Source organism: Bradyrhizobium sp. SZCCHNR1015 (assembly GCF_032489875.1).
In the GTDB taxonomy this organism is placed as follows: Bacteria; Pseudomonadota; Alphaproteobacteria; order Rhizobiales; family Xanthobacteraceae; genus Bradyrhizobium.
The window spans coordinates 487,053-504,596 of sequence record NZ_JAUEYW010000002.1; the positions used below are offsets into that span (position 1 = coordinate 487,053).

Genomic DNA, 17,544 nt, shown 5'->3' on the forward strand with positions numbered 1-17,544 from the left:
AGCGCCGGATTGCTGATAACAGAATTTCCATAGATGAAGTAAGTTTGCAGGCTTTGTCTGGAAAGCACCTTTCCGATTTCTTGCGCAATCCTTAGTTGCAATAAAAACCGAATATTTTTCAATGTCTTGGATGCTATCGGCCCCGCGTGGGTGTCTGGCACGCCGATTGCTGATCATGGGGAATATGGCAACGATAACTGGTCAGGGAGAAACACCGATGGAAATGCAGCAGCGTGACCCCGCGCGCGCGCGAGGCGGGTTGCCGGAGGTCGATACCGGCACCGTCGATGCCTTTCTCGCCGAGGCTGATTGCGCCGGGCTTGTCGCCGTGCTGCTGTCGGCCGGGGATCCCGCGCGATTTCCGGAGGCGCTGGACGTGGCCATCGTGCTGCCGGAGCTGATCACGGCGTTTCAGGGCCGGCTGCGTGGCGCCATCATCGCGCGCGACGCGGAGGCCGAGCTCGGGGCGCGATTTGGCGTGCGCGTGCAGCCGAGCCTGATCCTGTGCCGCGGCGCGGAGACGCTTGGCCTGATCGCCAAGATCCAGGACTGGTCTGTCTATGTCGACCGCATCTCGCGGCTGATCGACCGGCCGCAGGGCGCGACGGCGGCGGTCGTCGCCAGCATCGTCCCAGTCCATCAGCCTGCGGGAGTCGAGCGATGAAGCCGGGATTCTGGATCGCGCCTGAAGGAGCCGAGGAGCCGGTCAACATCTTTCCGATCGGCGAAGAGGCGCTCGATACCTCCCACAAGGGGCTGACCGCCTCCGGAGCGCTGGCCAAGCTGGCCTCGCTCGACTCGGAGGCGCTGGCGCGGAGCTGCCCGCGCGCGGTCGAATTGCTGTCGACGATTGCATCCGCCATCGCGGCGCAGACTGCCGGCGCACCGACGCAATTATTCCGTCTCGAAGGCCTCAACGATCTCGAGCGGCGGCTGATCGACGACGTGCTGGGCGAGGGCGAGGTCGCGGGCGTCGTGGCTCTTCCCGACGGGACGCTGGCTCAAATCCAGGAATCGGTGCTCGCCGGCATCTGGCGGGTGCGGCTGGAAGCGGATGAGCGCCACGACTACATCGAGGTCGGCGCCGTGCCGGAGATCGTGTCGCGCGCGGCCGCCGATCTGACCGCGGGTGACATCGTGATCGGCCCTGTGCCCGAGGGCACGATGAACGCGCTGCCGGTGCTCGCCGAGATCCGCGAGCGCGCGCTGTCCTGGCGACCGGGCCAGCGCTCGCAGACCATCAACTTCACGCTGCTGCCGATGAGCCCGGCCGACATGAGTTTCCTGCAGCAGACGCTCGGCAACGGCCCGATCCAGTTGATGTCGCGCGGCTACGGCACCTGCCGCGTGCTCGCGACCGGCATCCGCCATGTCTGGTCGGTGCAGTTCTTCAACGCCATGGATACGATCATTCTCGACACCCTCGAAGTCGGCGGCGTGCCGGTGGTCGCGCTCGCCGCGGCTGAGGATTTCGAGGATTCGGCCGAGCGCCTGACCCAGATCATCGAGGCCTATTTCACATGAGCGGCGGCTTCGAGAATTTCGGTGTCCGCAGCGATCTCGCTGATGACGTGTTGCTGGAGTGCGGCATCTGCTGGACGCGCTACGATCCGGCCGAAGGTGACGGCGTCGCGCAGATTCCGCCGGGGACGCCGTTCGCGGCGCTGCCGGACGACTGGCATTGCCCGAACTGCGATGCGCCGAAAGCCAAGTTCATGGTGGTCGAGCCATGAGCGCTGAGGCGGCCGGGCAGGGCACGTCTGACGTCACGCCGGTCGCGTGGGGCGAGCGTCTCGCCGGCTTCTATCGCGAGATCGGCGCGCGTGCGATGCGCGATCTGCCGATCTATCACGACGCGCTCGACGTCGAGGCGATTGGATTTTCGGTTGTCGAGGGCCGCATCCTCGGCATCGTCGTCACGCCGTGGTTCATGAACGTGGTCACTCCGGCCGCCCAGGGCTCCGCGGGATCCGTCGTCAAGATCGTGCTTCCGGCCGGCTCGTTCGAGTTCACGATCGGTGATATCGCCGGGATCGGGCGGATCGCGAGCTGCTCGCTGTTCTCGCCGATGTTCCAGTTCGACGACATGGTCGCGGCGCGTGCGGCGGCTGAGGCCGCTCTGGCCGCGCTGATGACGGCGCCGGAGGATGACCTGTCGTCCGAACGCGCTGCGAAGGCGTCGAGCACGATCGATCGCCGGGCGTTCCTGCGTGGGACCCTTTCCGAGGGCCGCGCATGACCCTCACGTTCCGCAACCGCATCGACGTCACGCTGTCGGTCGCTGATCAGCTGATCGTCGGCGTCGACATTCAGCCGCGCACGCGGCCGCCGCTGGAACGGCTGTTCGCCGGCAAGCCGGCCGAGATGCTGCTTGCGGCCCTGCCGCGGCTGTTCTCGCTGTGCGCCGGTGCACACCAGGTCGCGCTGCTCTCGGCGCTGGAGGCGGCCCGCGGCGAGCAGGCTGCGCCGTCGACGCGCCATCGTCGGATCCAGGCCGTGCTGGCGGAACGCTTCGCCGAACTCATGCGCGGTCTGCTGATTGCTTCAATGGCGGACAATCGCAGTGTCGCGCAGCCGGTGCAACGGCTGTTGCAGGCGATCGCCTCGCTGCAGACGCCTTCCGACGCTGATGCCCCGCAGCAATCTCGCGCTGCAACCTTGTCTCAAATCAAGATGGGCATGGTGGCTCTGGGCATAGGCTGGCCAGCGGAGCCGGTTCTGCCGGGAACTCCGCTTGCATCGATGATGGACGCGGCCCGGAAGGCCGCCGATGATGGAGGATGGAGCCACATGCCGGCCGAGCACGACATCCTGTCGGCCGCCGATGATGGCGCCATCGTCACGCGATTGATCGACGTGGGATCTGCCTTTGCTGAGGCTCCCGAACTTGACGGCCGCGTTCCGGAGACCGGAGTCTGGGCCCGCTATGCGGAGCGCCATCAGTTGGCATCAGCCGGCCCCGTCGAACGCCTCTCAGCCAAGATCGCTGAGATTGCCGAGCTGCTCCGCTTGATCGAGGCGGGTGAGGCGGAGGCCGCCGCGGCCGACCCGCATGCCGTCGCAAGCTACGGGCTTGGCCCGCGGCGCGGCGCCGCCGCGGTCGAATGCGCGCGCGGCCGGCTGCATCACGCGATCGAGCTGGATGCGCACGGCACGGTCTCGCGTTTCGAGTATCTGGCGCCGACGGAATGGAACTTTCACCCGCGTGGTCCTGTCGTGAGGAGCCTCACGGGAGTTGCGCTGCGCGGCACCGTCGATCGCCACGCCGTCCATACGATGGTCGGATCGTTCGATCCCTGCGTCGGCTATCACCTGGCGTTCCGGGGGATGGCCGATGCATGAAATGGCGCTGTGCGAAGGCATCGTCGAGATCGTCGAGCAGGAGGCACGCAAGGGCGCCTTCTCCACGGTGAAGACCGTATGGTTGGAGATCGGTGCGCTCAGCCATGTCGCGCCGGAGGCGCTGCGATTCTGTTTCGAGGCGGTGACCGCGAAGACCCTGTTGCAGGGGGCAGCGCTCGAGATCATCGAACAGCCGGGCACGGCATGGTGCCTGGGCTGCTCGCGCAGCGTCGAGATCAGCCAACGCTATCAGCCTTGTCCGGTCTGCGGCAGTCATCAGCTGCAGGTCACGGGCGGTGAGGACATGCGGGTCAAGGAGCTGGAGGTCGAGTAATGTGCACGGTGTGTGGCTGCAGTGACGGCAAGTCCTCCATCGAGACCGGTGATCATGATCACGATCACGGCGAGCATCATCATGCTCATGGACATGATCACAGCCATGATCAGTTCGGACATCATCACCATCACGGCCATCATGATCACGAGCATGGTCACCATCACGATGATCACTATCATGATCACGGTCGCGCGCATGATCATCATCATGATCATGCTGCCGACCACGTCGACTGTTCGGCCAATCCGGCCGGACAGGAGGTTGCCGGTCTCTCCAGCGGGCGCATCATCCAGATCGAACGCGACATTCTCGGCAAGAACAACCGGCTCGCGGCAGAAAACCGCGCGCGATTCGCCGCGCATGACGTGCTGGCATTCAATTTCGTCTCCAGCCCAGGCGCCGGCAAGACCTCGCTGCTGGTGCGCGCCGTCTCCGATCTCAAGCAGAGCCGGCCCGTCGCGGTGATCGAGGGCGACCAGCAGACCTCCAACGATGCCGAGCGCATCCGCGCCACCGGCGTGCCGGCGATCCAGATCAACACCGGCAAGGGCTGTCATCTCGACGCGGCCATGGTCGGCGAAGCCTTTGGCCGGCTGCCGTCATTGCGCGGCGGGCTGCTGTTCATCGAGAATGTCGGCAACCTCGTCTGTCCGGCCGCCTTCGATCTCGGCGAAGCTTGCAAGATCGTCGTGTTCTCGACCACCGAGGGCGAAGACAAGCCGCTCAAATATCCCGACATGTTCGCGGCATCATCGCTGATGCTGATCAACAAGATCGATCTGGCGCCGGTGCTCGATTTCGATCTTGCGCAGACGATCGAATATGCCCGCCGCGTCAATCCGAAGATCGAGGTGCTGACGATCTCCGCGAAGACAGGCGAGGGCCTTTCTGCGTTCTACGCCTGGATCAGGAAGCAGTCTGAGCGGATGCGGGCGAGCGCAGCGAACGCGGTGCGGGGATGAGCACGCCCGGCCGGACATCGGCGGCGAACCATGCGCGCCTCAGGCTCCGCGTCCGCGGCGCCGTGCAGGGCGTCGGCTTTCGTCCCTATGTCCACGGCCTGGCCACGCGCCATCGGCTCGGCGGCTTCGTCGCCAATGACGCTGATGGCGTGCTGATCGAGGTCGAGGGCGACGAGGTCGCTGACTTCGTCGCGGCGCTGCCGCAGCAGGCGCCGCCGCTGGCCCGCATCGACGACATCGCCGTCGAGCCGATCGTGGCCGATTGCAGCACGGGCTTCCGGATCGCCCAGAGCACGGGCGGGCGCGTCACGACGCGGATCGTGCCCGACGCCGCCACCTGTGACGCGTGCCTGGCCGAGCTGTTCGATCGCAATAGCCGCTTCCATCTCTATCCCTTCGTCAACTGCACCCATTGCGGCCCGCGCTTCACCATCGCCGAGCGCCTGCCCTACGATCGCGCGTCCACTTCGATGAAGCGCTTTCCGATGTGCGAGGCGTGCCGGTCCGATTACGAAGATCCCGCCGGGCGCCGCTTTCATGCCGAGGCGATATCGTGCCCGCGTTGCGGGCCGCGGCTCAGCCATGGCATCGATGATATCGCAGCCGTGCTCGCGAATGGCAGGATCGTGGCCATCAAGGGTCTCGGTGGCTATCAGCTGCTGTGCGACGCCCGGGATGAGCAGGCCGTCCAGCGGCTGCGCGCGCGCAAGCAGCGCGATGGCAAGCCGTTCGCCGTGATGCTCGCTACGGTCGACGCTGCAACCGAGATTGCCGAGATTGATGCGCCTGCGCGCGCGCTGCTGGAGCAGGTGGCGCGACCGATCGTGCTGCTGCGCTCGCGCCAACGTGTCGCGTCCTCGGTCGCACCGGGCCTTTCGAAGATCGGCGTGATGCTGCCGCTCGCACCGCTGCATCATCTGATCTTCCATGCGCTGGAGGCGCGCCGGCCGGCCGCTGATGGACCATGGGCGGTGGTCTGCACCAGCGCCAATCCAAGTGGCGAGCCGCTGCTGACCGACAATGACGAGGCGCGCGCGGACCTCGCCGACATTGCGGATCTGATCGTCACCCACGATCGCGACATCGTCATCCGCGCCGACGATTCCGTGCTTGCTGTCGTGGCCGGCGTTCCCCGCTTCGTCAGGCGCGCGCGCGGCTATGTTCCGGAGCCGATCCGGCTCGCGCGCGCCGTGCCGCCGGTGCTCGCGGTCGGCGCTCAGCTGAAGGCGACGGTGACGGTGACGCGCGGCGACGAGGCATTCGTGTCGCAGCATCTCGGCGATCTCGACACCGGGGCTGCGATCCGCTTCTTCGAGGAGACGATCGCGCATCTCACCTCCATCCTGGACGTCGAGCCGGTCGCGATCGCGCATGACCTGCACCCGGACATGGCGTCGACGCGGTTCGCGCTGGCACACGGTCTGCCGACGCTGCCGGTGCAGCATCACCATGCGCATGCGGCCTCGGTCATGGCCGAGCATGGCGTGACCAGCCCCGCCCTCGCGCTGGTGCTGGATGGCTACGGCTATGGCAGCGATGGCGGCGCCTGGGGCGGTGAGCTGCTGTCGTGCGACGGAGCAGTCTTCCAGCGCCTCGGCCATCTCGCTCCATTGAAGATGCCGGGCGGCGACCGGGCCGCACGGGAGCCGTGGCGGATGGCGGCTTCCGTGCTGCACGATATTGGTCGCGGTGACGAAATCGGGTGGCGTTTTGCGACCCAGCCGCAGGCGCGAAACATGCCGATGCTGCTGGATCGTGCCGATGCCGCGGTCACCAGCAGTGCCGGCCGGTTGTTCGATGCCGTGGCCGGCCTGCTCGGTGTCAACACGGTGCAGAGCTACGAAGGCGAGGCGGCGATGAAGCTGGAGGCGCTGGTGCGGGAACCGGCGACGCTGGAGCGCGGCTGGACCATTGCCGATGGCGTGCTGTCGCTGCGGCCGCTGCTCGCGCATCTGATCGCGGGTGATCCCGGCGCCGTCGAAGCGGCGGGGCTGTTTCACGGCACGTTGGCCGAAGCCTGCGTCGACTGGATCACGAGCGCGTCGCGCGCGACCGGCATCGGCACGATCGTGCTGAGCGGCGGCTGCTTCCTCAATGCGCATCTGGCCGAACAGATCGTGCGCGGCTGCCGTTCCGCAGGCCTCGACCCGCTGCTGCCGCGCCGGCTGCCGCCCAATGATGGCGGCCTCAGCCTCGGGCAGGCCTGGGTGGCGGGTCTGCATCTCACGCAAAACAATATGGTGTCTGGAGGGACCGTCTGATGTGCCTGGCCATTCCTGCCGAGGTGATCAAGCTCTTGCCTGACGACATGGCGATCGTCTCGATCGACGGCGTCAGCAAGGAGGTCTCGATCGCGCTGATCGAGGAGATCGCCGTCGGCGACTACGTCATTCTTCATGTCGGCCATGCGCTGGCCAGGATCGATCCGGAGGAGGCGCGCGAGACGCTCGACCTGCTCCGGCAGATGGGCGAGGTTGTGGCGGAGGTCAGACCATGAAATATGCCGACGAGTTTCGCGACAAGGAACTGGCGACCGGGCTTGCGCGCGCCATCCGCGCCAAGGCCGATCCGGCGCGCGCCTATCGCTTCATGGAGTTCTGCGGCGGCCACACCCATGCGATCGCGCGCTATGGCCTCGAGGACATGCTGCCGGACAATGTGCGCATGATCCACGGTCCCGGCTGTCCGGTCTGCGTGCTGCCGGCCGGGCGCATCGACATGGCGATCGCGCTCGCCGAACGCCCCGAGGTCATCCTCTGCGTCTATGGCGACCTGATGCGCGTGCCGGGCTCGCGCGGGTCCTCGCTGCTCAAGGCGAAAGCGCGCGGCGCCGACATCCGCATGGTATACTCGACGCTGGATGCGATCGCGCTGGCCGAGCAGAATCCTGGTCGCGAGGTGGTGTTCTTCGCCATCGGCTTCGAGACGACGACGCCGCCGACCGCCGTGATGATCCGGGCCGCCGAGAAGAAGCAATTGTCGAACTTCACGGTGTTCTGCAACCACGTGCTGACCCCGCCGGCGATGCGCGCGATCCTCGACAGCGACACGCCGATCGAGATCGACGGCTTCGTCGGACCGGCGCATGTCTCTACCGTGATCGGTACCGAGCCCTATGCGCCGTTCGCGCGCGATGACGGCAAGCCGGTCGTGATCGCGGGCTTCGAGCCGCTCGACATGATGCAGGCGATCCTGATGCTGATCGAGCAGGTCAATGACGGCCGTCACGAGGTGGAGAACCAGTATCGTCGCGCCGTCACCGGCAGCGGCAACCAGCGCGCCATCCGCGAGGTCGCCGAGATCTTCGAGTTGCGCGATCAGTTCGAATGGCGCGGGCTCGGCAGCATTCCGGCGAGCGCATTGAAATTGCGGCCCGCCTTTGCGCATCTCGACGCCGAGCTGCGCTTCGCGATGTCCGAGCTGATCGTCGCCGACAATCCGGCCTGCGAGTGTCCGGCCATTCTGCGCGGCCTGAAGAAGCCGGTGGACTGCAAGTTGTTCGGTACCGCCTGCACGCCGGAGACGCCGATCGGCTCCTGCATGGTGTCGTCGGAAGGCGCCTGCGCGGCGCATTGGACCTATGGCCGCTTCCGCGACCATCAGCGGAGGCTCGCATCATGAGCATTCACCAGCGCCGGCTCGACATCAAGAGCGGTTGCGTCGACCTCTCGCACGGCGCCGGCGGCCGCGCGATGGCGCAACTGATTGCCGGCCTGTTCCACGAGGCGTTCGGCAACGAATGGCTGGCGCGCGGCAACGACCAGTCGGCGTTCGACGTCGCGGCCGGCCGCATGGTGATGACGACCGACGGCTATGTCGTCTCGCCGCTGTTCTTCCCCGGCGGCAATATCGGCTCGCTCGCGGTGCACGGCACGGTCAACGACATCGCCATGGCCGGCGCCAGGCCGCTGTATCTGTCGGCCAGCTTCATCATCGAGGAGGGGTTTCCGTTTTCCGACCTGAAGCGGATCGCCGATGCGATGGGCGAGGCGGCGCGCGAGGCCAGCATCGCGATCATCACCGGCGATACCAAGGTGGTCGAGCGCGGCAAGGCGGATGGCGTGTTCATTTCGACGGCCGGTGTCGGCGTGCTGCCGCAAGGCCTCGATCTCTCTGCCGACAAGGCCAGGCCCGGCGATCGTGTACTGCTGTCCGGCAGCCTCGGCGACCACGGCGTGGCGATCATGTCGCGGCGGCAGAACCTCACCTTCGACACCGAGATCGTCTCCGACTCGGCCTCGCTGCACGGTCTCGTCGCCGACATGGTCGCAGCCGGCGGCGCCGGCATCCGGCTGATGCGCGATCCCACGCGCGGCGGGGTTGCGGCCACGATGAACGAGATCGCCCAGCAGTCGAATCTGGGTTTCCGTCTGCAGGAGGAAGCGATTCCGGTGAAGCCGGCGGTCGCGGCCGCCTGCGAGCTGCTCGGGCTCGACCCCCTGCATGTCGCCAACGAGGGCAAGCTGGTCGCGGTCGTCGCGCCGGAGCTGGCCGGCGCCGTTCTCGCCGCCATGAGGGCGCATCCGCTCGGCCGCGATGCGGCTGAGATCGGCGAAGCTGTGGCCGATGATCATCGCTTCGTCCAGATGGCGACGAGCTTCGGCGGCGGCCGCATCGTCGACTGGCTGTCGGGCGAGCAGCTGCCGCGGATCTGCTGAGACGCGCGATGGGCATCCAGGGAACGATACTGGTCGTGGACGACGAGGTCCGGTCACAGGAGGCGCTGCGGCGCGTCCTCAACCAGGATTTCGAGGTCTTGTGTGCGGGCAACACCAACGATGCCGAGAAGCTGCTCGAAGGCGAGATCGTGCATGCGGTGATCTGCGACCAGCGCATGCCGCAGGAATCCGGCGTCAGCTTCCTGAAGCGCGTGCGCGAGATGTGGCCCGACCCTGTCAGGATGATCATCTCGGGCTATTCGGATTCCGAGGACATCATCGCCGGCCTCAACGAGGCCGGCATCTATCAGTACATCACGAAGCCCTGGCAGCCGGACCGCCTGATCGAGATCGTCCGCGAGGCCGTGCAGCTCTACCGGCTGCAGAAGGAGACGGAGACCGCCGGCGTCGACGTGAAGGCCACGCCGGCCCATATCAAGAAGGTCGTGTCGGTCAAGCGCGGCGCCGCCAAACAGCTCTATGATTTCGACCGCATCGTGCATTCGGCCGCGAGCCCGATGCGCAACGTGATCGAGCTCGGCCGGCGCGCTGCCGACTACGACATCTCGGTCTTGATCACCGGCGAATCCGGCACCGGCAAGGAGCTGCTCGCACGTGCGATTCATTATGGCTCTGCGCGCGCCACCAAGGCCTTCGTGGTCGAGAATTGCGGCGCGCTGCCGGATGAGCTGCTCGAAAGCGAGCTGTTCGGCTGCAAGAAGGGCGCGTTCACCGGCGCCTATCAGGACCGCATCGGCCTGTTCGAGGTCGCCGACGGCGGCACCATCTTTCTCGACGAGATCGGCGAGACATCCCCCGCCTTTCAGGTCAAGCTGCTGCGCGTGCTGCAGGAGAGCGAGATCCGGCCGCTCGGCGCGCAGCGCGTGCGCCAGGTCGATGTGCGCGTGGTCGCCGCGACCAACCGGGATCTCGAGGCCGAAGTCGAGGCGGGCCGCTTCCGGCGCGATCTGTACTACCGGCTCGCCGCGTTTCCGGTGCACATGCCGTCCTTGCGCGAACGGCCGATGGACATTCCGCTGATCGCCGAGGGCGTGCTATCGGCGGTGAAGACATCGTTCAACCGGCCGCATCTGCGGTTCGCACCGGCGGCGCTTGAGGAATTCTCCCGCTATCACTGGCCCGGCAACGTTCGCGAGTTGCAGAACGAGATCCAGCGCATGGCCGTGCTGGCCGATGCCGACGAACTGCGCTGTCCGCCGTTTGCCGGCCGGCGCGGCGGCCGCCGCGCCGCGCCCGCGATCGCCAATGGCAAGCTCAATGGTTCCGGGAGCCTGAAGGACAAGGTCGAGGATCTCGAAAAGACCATCATCGTTCACTGTCTGGAGAAATATGATGGTAACATCAGTCGCGTCGCGAGCGAGCTCGGCCTGTCCCGGGTGGGGCTCCGGAACAAATTGTCGAGATACGATCTGAAGAAGCATGGCAAAGGCCACTCACTCTCCTGAGTCCGGGGCTGACACGCTGCTCAAGCTGATCGCGAGCAGCAGCACGCTCGAACTCGACAGCGAGCGCGAAGGCGTGTGGATCGAAGTGATCCGCAAGATGGACGAGGTCTATTCCGACCTGCTGCGCTACGAGGTCGATCTCGAGCACAAGAACGCCGAGCTCGAGGAAGCCCAGGCGTTCGTCACCAACGTCATCGAGTCCGTCTCCGACATCCTGGTCGTCTGTGACGCCAGGGGCACGGTACAGCAGGCCAACTCCGCCTTTCTGCAGACATCGGGACGGGCTTTGGCCGACATCGCAGGTCGCAACATCGCCGAGATGATCGATCCCGATCATCGGCCCAAGCTCGCTGCGCTGCTGACGCCGCGCAGCAGCGCCGATGTGGTCGACGGTGAATTGCGCTTTGCCGCGGCCGCCGGCGTCAGCTCCGACCTGTTCGCGATCAACAGCTCGCCGCGGCATGACCATCGCGGCCGCTTCATCGGCGTGGTGCTGACGGGGCGCCCGATCGGCGAGCTGCGCCGCGCCTATGAGGCCCTGCACAAGGCGCATCAGGAGCTGCAGCGGGCGCAGCGGCAATTGGTCGAGCAGGAGAAGATGGCGAGCCTCGGCCGCCTCGTCGCCGGCGTGGCCCACGAGCTGAACAATCCGATCAGCTTCGTCTACGGCAACATCCACACCCTGATGCGCTACCGCACCTCGCTGGTCGGCTATCTCGATGCCATCCACGAGCAGCCGGTCGCGGATGATGTCGCTGCGCTTCGCAAAGATCTCAGGATCGATGCCATCCTGGAGGATTTTGGCCCGCTGATCGATGGCACGCTGGAAGGCGCGGTGCGCATCAGCGAGATCGTCAAGAACCTGCGCCGCCTGTCGTTCTCGAAGCTCGGCGAGGTCGAGCGCGTCAACATCGAGCGACTGATCAATACCGCCGTGCTGTGGGCGGGGCGCACCAAGCAGCATCGTGTCGACATCCAGATCGAGGTCGAGCCGGATCTGTGGATCTCCGGCAACGAAGGCCAGCTGCATCAGGTGATCGTCAACCTCGTGGAGAACGCGATCGACGCGATGCGATCGACCGACCTGCCGCGCCTTCTGGTCGCGGTGATGCGCCAGGGCAGCGAGATCGCCTTTCGCATCACCGACAACGGCCCCGGCATCGACAAGGATCATCTGACCCACATCTTCGAGCCGTTCTTCACGACCAAGCGCGTCGGGGAGGGGACGGGGCTCGGGCTGTGGATCAGCTACGGCATCGTTCGCGAGCACGGCGGCGAACTGCTGGCCAGCAACGAGCCGCAGGGCGGCGCCACGTTCTCTTTCACCTTGCCGGCGGCTTGACGATGCGCGCAGGGGCTGCCGCCGACGCCGACATGGGATGCTGAGCGTCCTCATCTTCCTTGAACGTCCGAGGCGATGCCGGGATTCCTGACGCGGGGTTGCCGGACGTCGCCGGCAAAGGCCAAGTCCGACGTGATCAGGACGCCGTCGCGACCGGCACGGGCTCGCGCTGCTTCGACAGCCGCGCCAGCAGCACCGTGGCGGTCCGCGTGATGTGCTGCCGGGCAAGATCCTCGGCTGTCTGCGCATCGCCTGCGATCACCGCCCGCAGGATGTCCTCGTGCTGGTCCCAGATCCGCCGCGGGGTCTCGTCGCGCATCAGCACCTCGCCCATCAGGCGCCTCAGATGCAGCCAATGCGGCAGCGTGGTGTCCTGGATGACGGAGTTGCCGGAGATCTCGTAGAGGAATTCATGAAACCTGACGTCGGCCTCGATCAGCTTCTCGACCGAATGCTCGCGCTCGGCGCGCCGGCCCTGCTCGATCAGCTTGGGGCCCTCCTCGGCCGCGCGCTCGGCGCCGCGCGTCGCCGCGAGCCGGCAGGCGAGGCCCTCGGCGACGGCGCGTATTTCATAGAGGTTGCGGATGAAGTCCGTGTCGATCGGCGCGACTTCCAGGCCGCGGCCCGGCGCGTCGCGGACGAACCCCTGATTGCGCAGCAGCAGCAGGGCCTGCTGCACCGGCTGGCGCGAGACGCCGAGGTCGCGGGCGAGATCGTCCTGGATGAGGCGGGCGGATTCCGGCAGCTCGCCGCCGACGATGTCGGAGAGAATGCGCTCGTAGACGCGTTCGGTCAGGCTCGGCTGTGTCTTCAGCGGTGGCACGTGGCCTCCACGGGATCAGGTGTGATGTCCGGTCGCGCGTGTGAGACTGCCGTCCCGGAGCCCGGCGCTCGCATGGCGGACGAGGTCGGTCTGAATGGGGTCATACCGAGAGTTTCCGCGCGGCGAGCGTCCGCCGCTGCTTGGAGTTGCTGTCCTGCTGGATTTTGAGGTGATGGATGAACACACTGGCCGCGCGCGAAATGTGCTCGCGGCTCAGCCGTTCGGCCTCGGCGCTGCGGCCCTCGATCACGGCTGCAAGAATGTCCTCGTGCTCGTCCCAGACCATCCGGGACATGCTCTGCTCCTTCTGCAGCACGTCGGACATCACCCGCTTCAGGCATGGCCAATGCGGCGCCATCGTCTCGCCGATCAGCGCGTTGCCGGAGAGGTCGCCGAGGAATTGATGGAAGGCGATGTCGGTCTCGATCTTGCGGTTGACGAGCCCGCTCTTCACCGCCTCGTGGCCGGCCGCGATGTAGGCCGGGCCTTCGCGCGCGGCACGCTCGCTCGCGCGCTCGGCGGCCAGCCGCGCCGCGAGGCCTTCGAGAACGGCGCGCATCTCATAGAGATCCCGGACGAAGGCGGGGTCCAGCGGCGCCACGATCAGGCCGCGGCCCGGCGCGCTCTGCACCAGCCCGCAGCCGCGCAACAGGATCAGCGCCTGCTGAACCGGCTGGCGCGACACCCCGTAAGCCTGAGCCAGATCATCTTGGATCAGCCGCGAGCCCGGCGTGAGAACGCCACTGACGATCTCGTCAGTGATCGCCTCGACGACCTGGTCGACCAGAGAGGGAGCGGCGGGCACGATTCGCATGGGCCATCACATTTTGCCGGACATTAGCATGTCAAGCCCGAAAATCGATTTGCGATGCATTCGAATTCAGAGTACGAATTCAGAAAAGGCGCCGCACTAAGGCAAGTTAAAAAGCGGCCAAACAGGGGAGGGACTCCGTTGTCGGAAGATCCGACCAGTCGGGAGTGCGGTCAGGTCTGGTCCGTGCGCCCGGAGGGCAGCGTGCGCGCCGGTGTGATGTCGGCGGTGTCGCGCGCATTGCTGGTGGCGTCGGTCACGTGGTTCGGCGCGATGACGCCTGCGCTCGCCGCGGCCGGAGAAGGGTTGACCTTGTCCGATGCCTGGGTGCCGGCGGCGCCCGAGGTGGGGCGCGACATCCCGCTGCTGATCACGATCAAGAACGACACGACCGCGCCGGAAGCCTTGATGCGCGTGCGCTGTCCGGTCGCCAATTTCTCTGAGCGGCACACCGTCGATCGCGGCGAAGGCGCTCCGGCGATGCGCTCCATTCCCAACATTCCCATCGCTGCAGGCAGCACGCTGGTGCTGCTGCCGACCGCCTATCACGTCATGCTGCTGCAGACGCGGGAGCCGCTCGAGCCAGGCAGGCGCTTCACCTGCACGATCGTGTTCCAGAAAGCAGGATCCATCGAAACGGAGGTCGAGGTTCGCAAGTCCCCTTGAAGCGTGTTTGTCGCCTGCTGCTCTCCGCCTTCGGGCTCGGCGGAGCGGTATTCGCTCCAACTCATAATCAATAATGGGAGAAGGAAACGATGAGGATAAACGTCAGGTCAACCTTGCGGGCGGTGCTGCTGGCCAGCGCAGCCTTCGCCTGTTTCCAGCTTGCATCGCCGGCGCAGGCCGCCGACGAGATGACCCCCGAGCGGCTGCTCAACGCCGACAAGGAGGCCGGCAACTGGCTCCACCATCATAAGAACTACTCGGGCACGCGGTTCTCGGCGCTGAAGGATATCAACAAGGACAACGTCAAGAACCTGAAGGTCGCCTGGACCATGCATCTCGGCGGCGTCGAGGGCGGCGGCATCTGGAGCCACGGCGGTCTCGAAGGCACGCCGATCGTCGAGAACGGCATGATCTATGTCACCGACGGCTGGGGCTCGGTGTACAAGATCGATGCGCGCGGTGGCAAAGGCCAGATGGTCTGGAAGATGGATCCGAAGACGGATCACGACTGGGCCGGCGCGATCGCCTGCTGCGGCGTCGACAATCGCGGTGTCGCGCTGTGGGGCAACCTCGTCGTGTCGCACACGCTCGACGGCCGCCTGATCGCGACCAACAAGGAAACCGGGCAGGTTGCCTGGCAGCGTCAGGTCGCCGATCCCGACAAGGGCGAGGTGATCACCGGCGCGCCGCTGATCGTGAAGAACATGGCGATCTCGGGCGTCGCCGGCGCCGAATACGGCATCCGCGGATGGATCGCGGCGACCGACCTCACCACGCAGAAGGAGGTCTGGCGCACCCACACCATTCCGGCCAAGGGCGAGCCCGGCAGCGAGACCTGGAAGGACAGCAACGACGCAGCGGCGGCCGGCGGCGGTTCGACCTGGGTCACGGGCACCTATGATCCGGCGACCGACACCATCATCTGGGGCGTCGGCAATCCCGGCCCGGACTGGGACAACGCCTATCGTCCCGGCGACAACCTCTACACCGACAGCTCGCTGGCGCTCGACGCCAACACCGGCAAGATCAAGTGGCACTACCAGCACACGCCGAACGATCCCTTCGACTATGACAGCGTCGCCGAGAACGTCCTGGTCGATGTGCCCGCGCCGAACGGCTCCACCCTGAAGCTCGCGCTCGAGGCCGACCGCAACGGCTTTGCCTATGCGATCGACCGCACCAGCGGCAAGTTCATCTGGGGTCTGCCCTTCGTCAAGAAGGTCACCTGGACCAAGGGGCTCGATGCCGAGACCGGCAAGCCGATCGAGTATGATCCGAAGAACCCGGTGCAGCGCTACAATGCGTCGGTGTCGCCGCATCGTGAGAACAAGGTCGCGGACATCTGCCCGGGCAACATGGGCGGCAAGAACTGGCCGCCGACCTCGTACAATCCGGACCTGAAGCTCTGGTACATCCCTGTCATCGAGAGCTGCAACCGGATCACCGTGGAAGAAGCAACCAAGGACAAGCTGAAGCCGCGTGAGTTCTGGACCGGCGGCGGACCGAGCCAGCCGTTCAAGATCACGGGCAGCGTGACCGCGATCGACGTCACGACCGGCAAGATCGCCGGCAAGATGGAGACGCCGTTCCCGAATCTCGGCGGCATGCTGTCGACGCCTGATCTCGTCTTCACCGGCCAGCCCTCGGGCGAGGTGATGGCGCTCGATGCCAAGACCCTGCAGAAGCTGTGGGAGTTCAACACCGGCGGCGGCGTCAATGCGCCTCCCGTGACGTTCTCGGTCGACGGCAAGCAATACGTCGCGATCCTGGTTGGTCTCGGCGGCGCCTGGGACAAGTGGTTCATCGAATCCACGCCCGAGCTGAAGAAGATCCAGCCCGGCTCGATGCTCTACGTCTTCTCGCTGTGAAGTCGACAGCGGAGCGGAGGCATGTCCTCCGCTCCGCCCCTATCCCCTGTTCGACAAGAAGATCAGATGAAATTCAGTGCGATCACGTTCGCTGTGGCGTCGGCTCTCGTCCTCGGCTCCGCTTCGCTCGCGTCGGCGCAGTCCGCGGCGCCGACGGATCCGACCGAGGCCGGCAAGGCCGTGTTCAAGCGCGCGAACTGCGTCGGCTGCCACAAATGGCATGGCAATGGCGGTGGCGGCTATGGCGGCGACGCGCTGTCGCTGCGCAAGACGCAGCTCACCCGTGACCAGATCATCGAGACCGTGACCTGCGGCCGGCCCGGGACGGGCATGCCGTACTTTGCGCGCGACTCCTATGACACGGCGAAGTGCTACGATATGAGCCGCCAGGATGTCGGCGAGCGCATGCCGCCCGAGGGCGGCGTGTTCCTGCGGCCCAACGATATCCAGGCGGTCGCGGAATACGTGCTCGCGCACATCAAGGGCCGCGGCGAGCCGAACTACGACGAGTGTACCGCGTTCTTCGGGAACACGTCGCGGGTCTGCGACATCTACAAGACGAATGCCGCCAAGCCTGCAAGCGAGCCATCGAAATGAAGCGGTCAACCTGCGCTGCGATCTTCGCCACGTTCGTGCTGTCGTTCGTGATGCATGCGGCCTCGGCGCAGGCCGTACCGAACTACGATTTGCGCGACATCACCGTCGGCATGCCCGTCGGCGACCTGCCCAATGAGGGCTATGTCAATCTGACTTGCGCCAAGGATCCGAATCGCAAGCTCAATGCGTGGTCGGCGTGGCGCGACTGTCCAGCGGACGCGCAGGCGCGGCACGCGGTGCGCTTCGATTTCGATCCGGAGACCAGCCAGGACGGCACCAAGGTGGCCGGTCATCCCGTGCTGCTGACGGTCCTGGTCGACGACAAGGGCACCGTCACCGGCCTGACGATCGAGACCGATCCGAAGGCACGGCTCTATATTCGCAAGAAGGCCTTCCTGCTCGGCAACCAGGTGAAGTCGCGCTATGGCGCCGAGGGCTGGGAGTGCAAGGAGCAGCAGCCGACAGCAGGCGAGCAGCCGGTCGGGGGCGTGTTCCTGCGCGAGGTCTGCAAGAAGACGGTGCCCGGCCGGACGCTGACGGTCGAGCGCGAGCTGTTCCGCAAGCCGGACCAGGACATCAAGAGCTTCGTCGATCAGACGCTGGTGCGGATCACGAAGGATATCAACTAGTCCGTCGCCGATCTTCATCGCGCTCCGCTGGAGGCGCGCGCCA

19 protein-coding genes are annotated in these 17,544 nt (G+C 66.1%); 17 read left to right on the forward strand and 2 right to left on the reverse strand.

Annotated features, from left to right (window positions below; all coding sequences use genetic code 11):
• The first annotated feature begins 217 nt into the window (after positions 1-217).
• The 13 genes from QX128_RS05945 to QX128_RS06005 are packed head-to-tail and all read left to right on the forward strand — an operon-like array spanning position 218 to position 12,107.
• Positions 218-664, forward strand: a complete 447-nt coding sequence (locus QX128_RS05945) for a hydrogenase accessory protein (protein ID WP_316181767.1) — start codon at positions 218-220, stop codon at positions 662-664.
• On the forward strand, positions 661-1,524 hold the full coding sequence (locus tag QX128_RS05950) for a hydrogenase expression/formation protein (RefSeq protein WP_315802065.1): 864 nt from the start codon (positions 661-663) through the stop codon (positions 1,522-1,524). The genes QX128_RS05945 and QX128_RS05950 overlap by 4 nt, the downstream gene beginning before the upstream one ends.
• A complete protein-coding gene (locus QX128_RS05955; protein ID WP_315736715.1) occupies positions 1,521-1,733 on the forward strand; it encodes a rubredoxin in 213 nt (70 codons plus the stop codon). The genes QX128_RS05950 and QX128_RS05955 overlap by 4 nt, the downstream gene beginning before the upstream one ends.
• Entirely contained in the window at positions 1,730-2,239 is a 510-nt protein-coding gene (gene hybE, locus QX128_RS05960) for a [NiFe]-hydrogenase assembly chaperone HybE (protein ID WP_316236918.1), read from the forward strand. Before QX128_RS05955 ends, hybE begins: the two co-directional genes overlap by 4 nt.
• Positions 2,236-3,342, forward strand: coding sequence for a nickel-dependent hydrogenase large subunit (locus QX128_RS05965; RefSeq protein WP_315802067.1), 1,107 nt, complete (start codon positions 2,236-2,238; stop codon positions 3,340-3,342). Before hybE ends, QX128_RS05965 begins: the two co-directional genes overlap by 4 nt.
• The gene (gene hypA / locus QX128_RS05970; RefSeq protein WP_315802068.1) at positions 3,335-3,676 is read left to right on the forward strand and encodes a hydrogenase maturation nickel metallochaperone HypA; all 342 of its coding nucleotides are present in this window, start codon (positions 3,335-3,337) and stop codon (positions 3,674-3,676) included. Before QX128_RS05965 ends, hypA begins: the two co-directional genes overlap by 8 nt.
• Positions 3,676-4,641, forward strand: a complete 966-nt coding sequence (gene hypB, locus QX128_RS05975; RefSeq protein WP_316236919.1) for a hydrogenase nickel incorporation protein HypB — start codon at positions 3,676-3,678, stop codon at positions 4,639-4,641. The genes hypA and hypB overlap by 1 nt, the downstream gene beginning before the upstream one ends.
• Positions 4,638-6,902, forward strand: coding sequence for a carbamoyltransferase HypF (gene hypF / locus QX128_RS05980; RefSeq protein WP_316236920.1), 2,265 nt, complete (start codon positions 4,638-4,640; stop codon positions 6,900-6,902). The genes hypB and hypF overlap by 4 nt, the downstream gene beginning before the upstream one ends.
• On the forward strand, positions 6,902-7,138 hold the full coding sequence (locus QX128_RS05985; RefSeq protein ID WP_315802071.1) for a HypC/HybG/HupF family hydrogenase formation chaperone: 237 nt from the start codon (positions 6,902-6,904) through the stop codon (positions 7,136-7,138). Before hypF ends, QX128_RS05985 begins: the two co-directional genes overlap by 1 nt.
• Positions 7,135-8,262, forward strand: a complete 1,128-nt coding sequence (gene hypD, locus QX128_RS05990) for a hydrogenase formation protein HypD (RefSeq protein ID WP_316236921.1) — start codon at positions 7,135-7,137, stop codon at positions 8,260-8,262. The genes QX128_RS05985 and hypD overlap by 4 nt, the downstream gene beginning before the upstream one ends.
• Complete coding sequence (gene hypE / locus QX128_RS05995) at positions 8,259-9,299, forward strand: hydrogenase expression/formation protein HypE (protein ID WP_316236922.1); 1,041 nt, start codon at positions 8,259-8,261, stop codon at positions 9,297-9,299. Before hypD ends, hypE begins: the two co-directional genes overlap by 4 nt.
• Positions 9,300-9,307: 8 nt before the next feature.
• Positions 9,308-10,765: a sigma-54 dependent transcriptional regulator gene (locus tag QX128_RS06000; RefSeq protein ID WP_316181654.1), complete on the forward strand. Its 1,458-nt coding sequence runs from the start codon at positions 9,308-9,310 to the stop codon at positions 10,763-10,765.
• Entirely contained in the window at positions 10,740-12,107 is a 1,368-nt protein-coding gene (locus QX128_RS06005) for a sensor histidine kinase (RefSeq protein WP_316181655.1), read from the forward strand. The genes QX128_RS06000 and QX128_RS06005 overlap by 26 nt, the downstream gene beginning before the upstream one ends.
• A gap of 136 nt (positions 12,108-12,243) precedes the next feature.
• On the opposite strand, the gene QX128_RS06010 is transcribed toward QX128_RS06005, so the two are convergent.
• The gene (locus tag QX128_RS06010; RefSeq protein ID WP_315802076.1) at positions 12,244-12,930 is read right to left on the reverse strand and encodes a GntR family transcriptional regulator; all 687 of its coding nucleotides are present in this window, start codon (positions 12,928-12,930) and stop codon (positions 12,244-12,246) included.
• Positions 12,931-13,030: 100 nt separating this feature from the next.
• Entirely contained in the window at positions 13,031-13,744 is a 714-nt protein-coding gene (locus QX128_RS06015; RefSeq protein ID WP_316181657.1) for a GntR family transcriptional regulator, read from the reverse strand.
• Positions 13,745-13,798: 54 nt separating this feature from the next.
• On the opposite strand from QX128_RS06015, the gene QX128_RS06020 reads away from it, so the two are divergent.
• From QX128_RS06020 to QX128_RS06035, 4 genes are all read left to right on the forward strand, one after another.
• Positions 13,799-14,407: a copper chaperone PCu(A)C gene (locus tag QX128_RS06020; protein WP_316236923.1), complete on the forward strand. Its 609-nt coding sequence runs from the start codon at positions 13,799-13,801 to the stop codon at positions 14,405-14,407.
• A gap of 89 nt (positions 14,408-14,496) precedes the next feature.
• The gene (locus QX128_RS06025; protein WP_316236924.1) at positions 14,497-16,275 is read left to right on the forward strand and encodes a PQQ-dependent dehydrogenase, methanol/ethanol family; all 1,779 of its coding nucleotides are present in this window, start codon (positions 14,497-14,499) and stop codon (positions 16,273-16,275) included.
• A 66-nt stretch (positions 16,276-16,341) separates the two neighbouring features.
• Positions 16,342-16,872, forward strand: coding sequence for a c-type cytochrome (locus QX128_RS06030; RefSeq protein ID WP_316236925.1), 531 nt, complete (start codon positions 16,342-16,344; stop codon positions 16,870-16,872).
• Positions 16,869-17,501 carry a hypothetical protein gene (locus QX128_RS06035; RefSeq protein ID WP_316236926.1) on the forward strand — a complete coding sequence of 211 codons (633 nt, stop codon included), beginning with the start codon at positions 16,869-16,871 and terminating at the stop codon, positions 17,499-17,501. Before QX128_RS06030 ends, QX128_RS06035 begins: the two co-directional genes overlap by 4 nt.
• The last annotated feature ends 43 nt before the right edge of the window (positions 17,502-17,544 follow it).

Excerpts from the sequence above, each read along its gene's own strand:
- QX128_RS06030 (WP_316236925.1), top strand. The coding sequence starts at position 16,342 with ATGAAATTCAGTGCGATCACGTTCGCTGTGGCGTCGGCTCTCGTCCTC.
- hybE (WP_316236918.1), top strand. The coding sequence starts at position 1,730 with ATGAGCGCTGAGGCGGCCGGGCAGGGCACGTCTGACGTCACGCCGGTC.
- QX128_RS05955 (WP_315736715.1), top strand. The coding sequence starts at position 1,521 with ATGAGCGGCGGCTTCGAGAATTTCGGTGTCCGCAGCGATCTCGCTGAT.
- QX128_RS06015 (WP_316181657.1), bottom strand. The coding sequence starts at position 13,744 with ATGCGAATCGTGCCCGCCGCTCCCTCTCTGGTCGACCAGGTCGTCGAG.
- QX128_RS06000 (WP_316181654.1), top strand. The coding sequence starts at position 9,308 with ATGGGCATCCAGGGAACGATACTGGTCGTGGACGACGAGGTCCGGTCA.
- QX128_RS06020 (WP_316236923.1), top strand. The coding sequence starts at position 13,799 with ATGCATTCGAATTCAGAGTACGAATTCAGAAAAGGCGCCGCACTAAGG.
- QX128_RS05950 (WP_315802065.1), top strand. The coding sequence starts at position 661 with ATGAAGCCGGGATTCTGGATCGCGCCTGAAGGAGCCGAGGAGCCGGTC.
- hypB (WP_316236919.1), top strand. The coding sequence starts at position 3,676 with ATGTGCACGGTGTGTGGCTGCAGTGACGGCAAGTCCTCCATCGAGACC.
- QX128_RS05945 (WP_316181767.1), top strand. The coding sequence starts at position 218 with ATGGAAATGCAGCAGCGTGACCCCGCGCGCGCGCGAGGCGGGTTGCCG.
- hypD (WP_316236921.1), top strand. The coding sequence starts at position 7,135 with ATGAAATATGCCGACGAGTTTCGCGACAAGGAACTGGCGACCGGGCTT.
- QX128_RS05985 (WP_315802071.1), top strand. The coding sequence starts at position 6,902 with ATGTGCCTGGCCATTCCTGCCGAGGTGATCAAGCTCTTGCCTGACGAC.
- hypE (WP_316236922.1), top strand. The coding sequence starts at position 8,259 with ATGAGCATTCACCAGCGCCGGCTCGACATCAAGAGCGGTTGCGTCGAC.
- QX128_RS06005 (WP_316181655.1), top strand. The coding sequence starts at position 10,740 with ATGGCAAAGGCCACTCACTCTCCTGAGTCCGGGGCTGACACGCTGCTC.
- QX128_RS05965 (WP_315802067.1), top strand. The coding sequence starts at position 2,236 with ATGACCCTCACGTTCCGCAACCGCATCGACGTCACGCTGTCGGTCGCT.
- QX128_RS06035 (WP_316236926.1), top strand. The coding sequence starts at position 16,869 with ATGAAGCGGTCAACCTGCGCTGCGATCTTCGCCACGTTCGTGCTGTCG.
- hypF (WP_316236920.1), top strand. The coding sequence starts at position 4,638 with ATGAGCACGCCCGGCCGGACATCGGCGGCGAACCATGCGCGCCTCAGG.
- QX128_RS06025 (WP_316236924.1), top strand. The coding sequence starts at position 14,497 with ATGAGGATAAACGTCAGGTCAACCTTGCGGGCGGTGCTGCTGGCCAGC.
- hypA (WP_315802068.1), top strand. The coding sequence starts at position 3,335 with ATGCATGAAATGGCGCTGTGCGAAGGCATCGTCGAGATCGTCGAGCAG.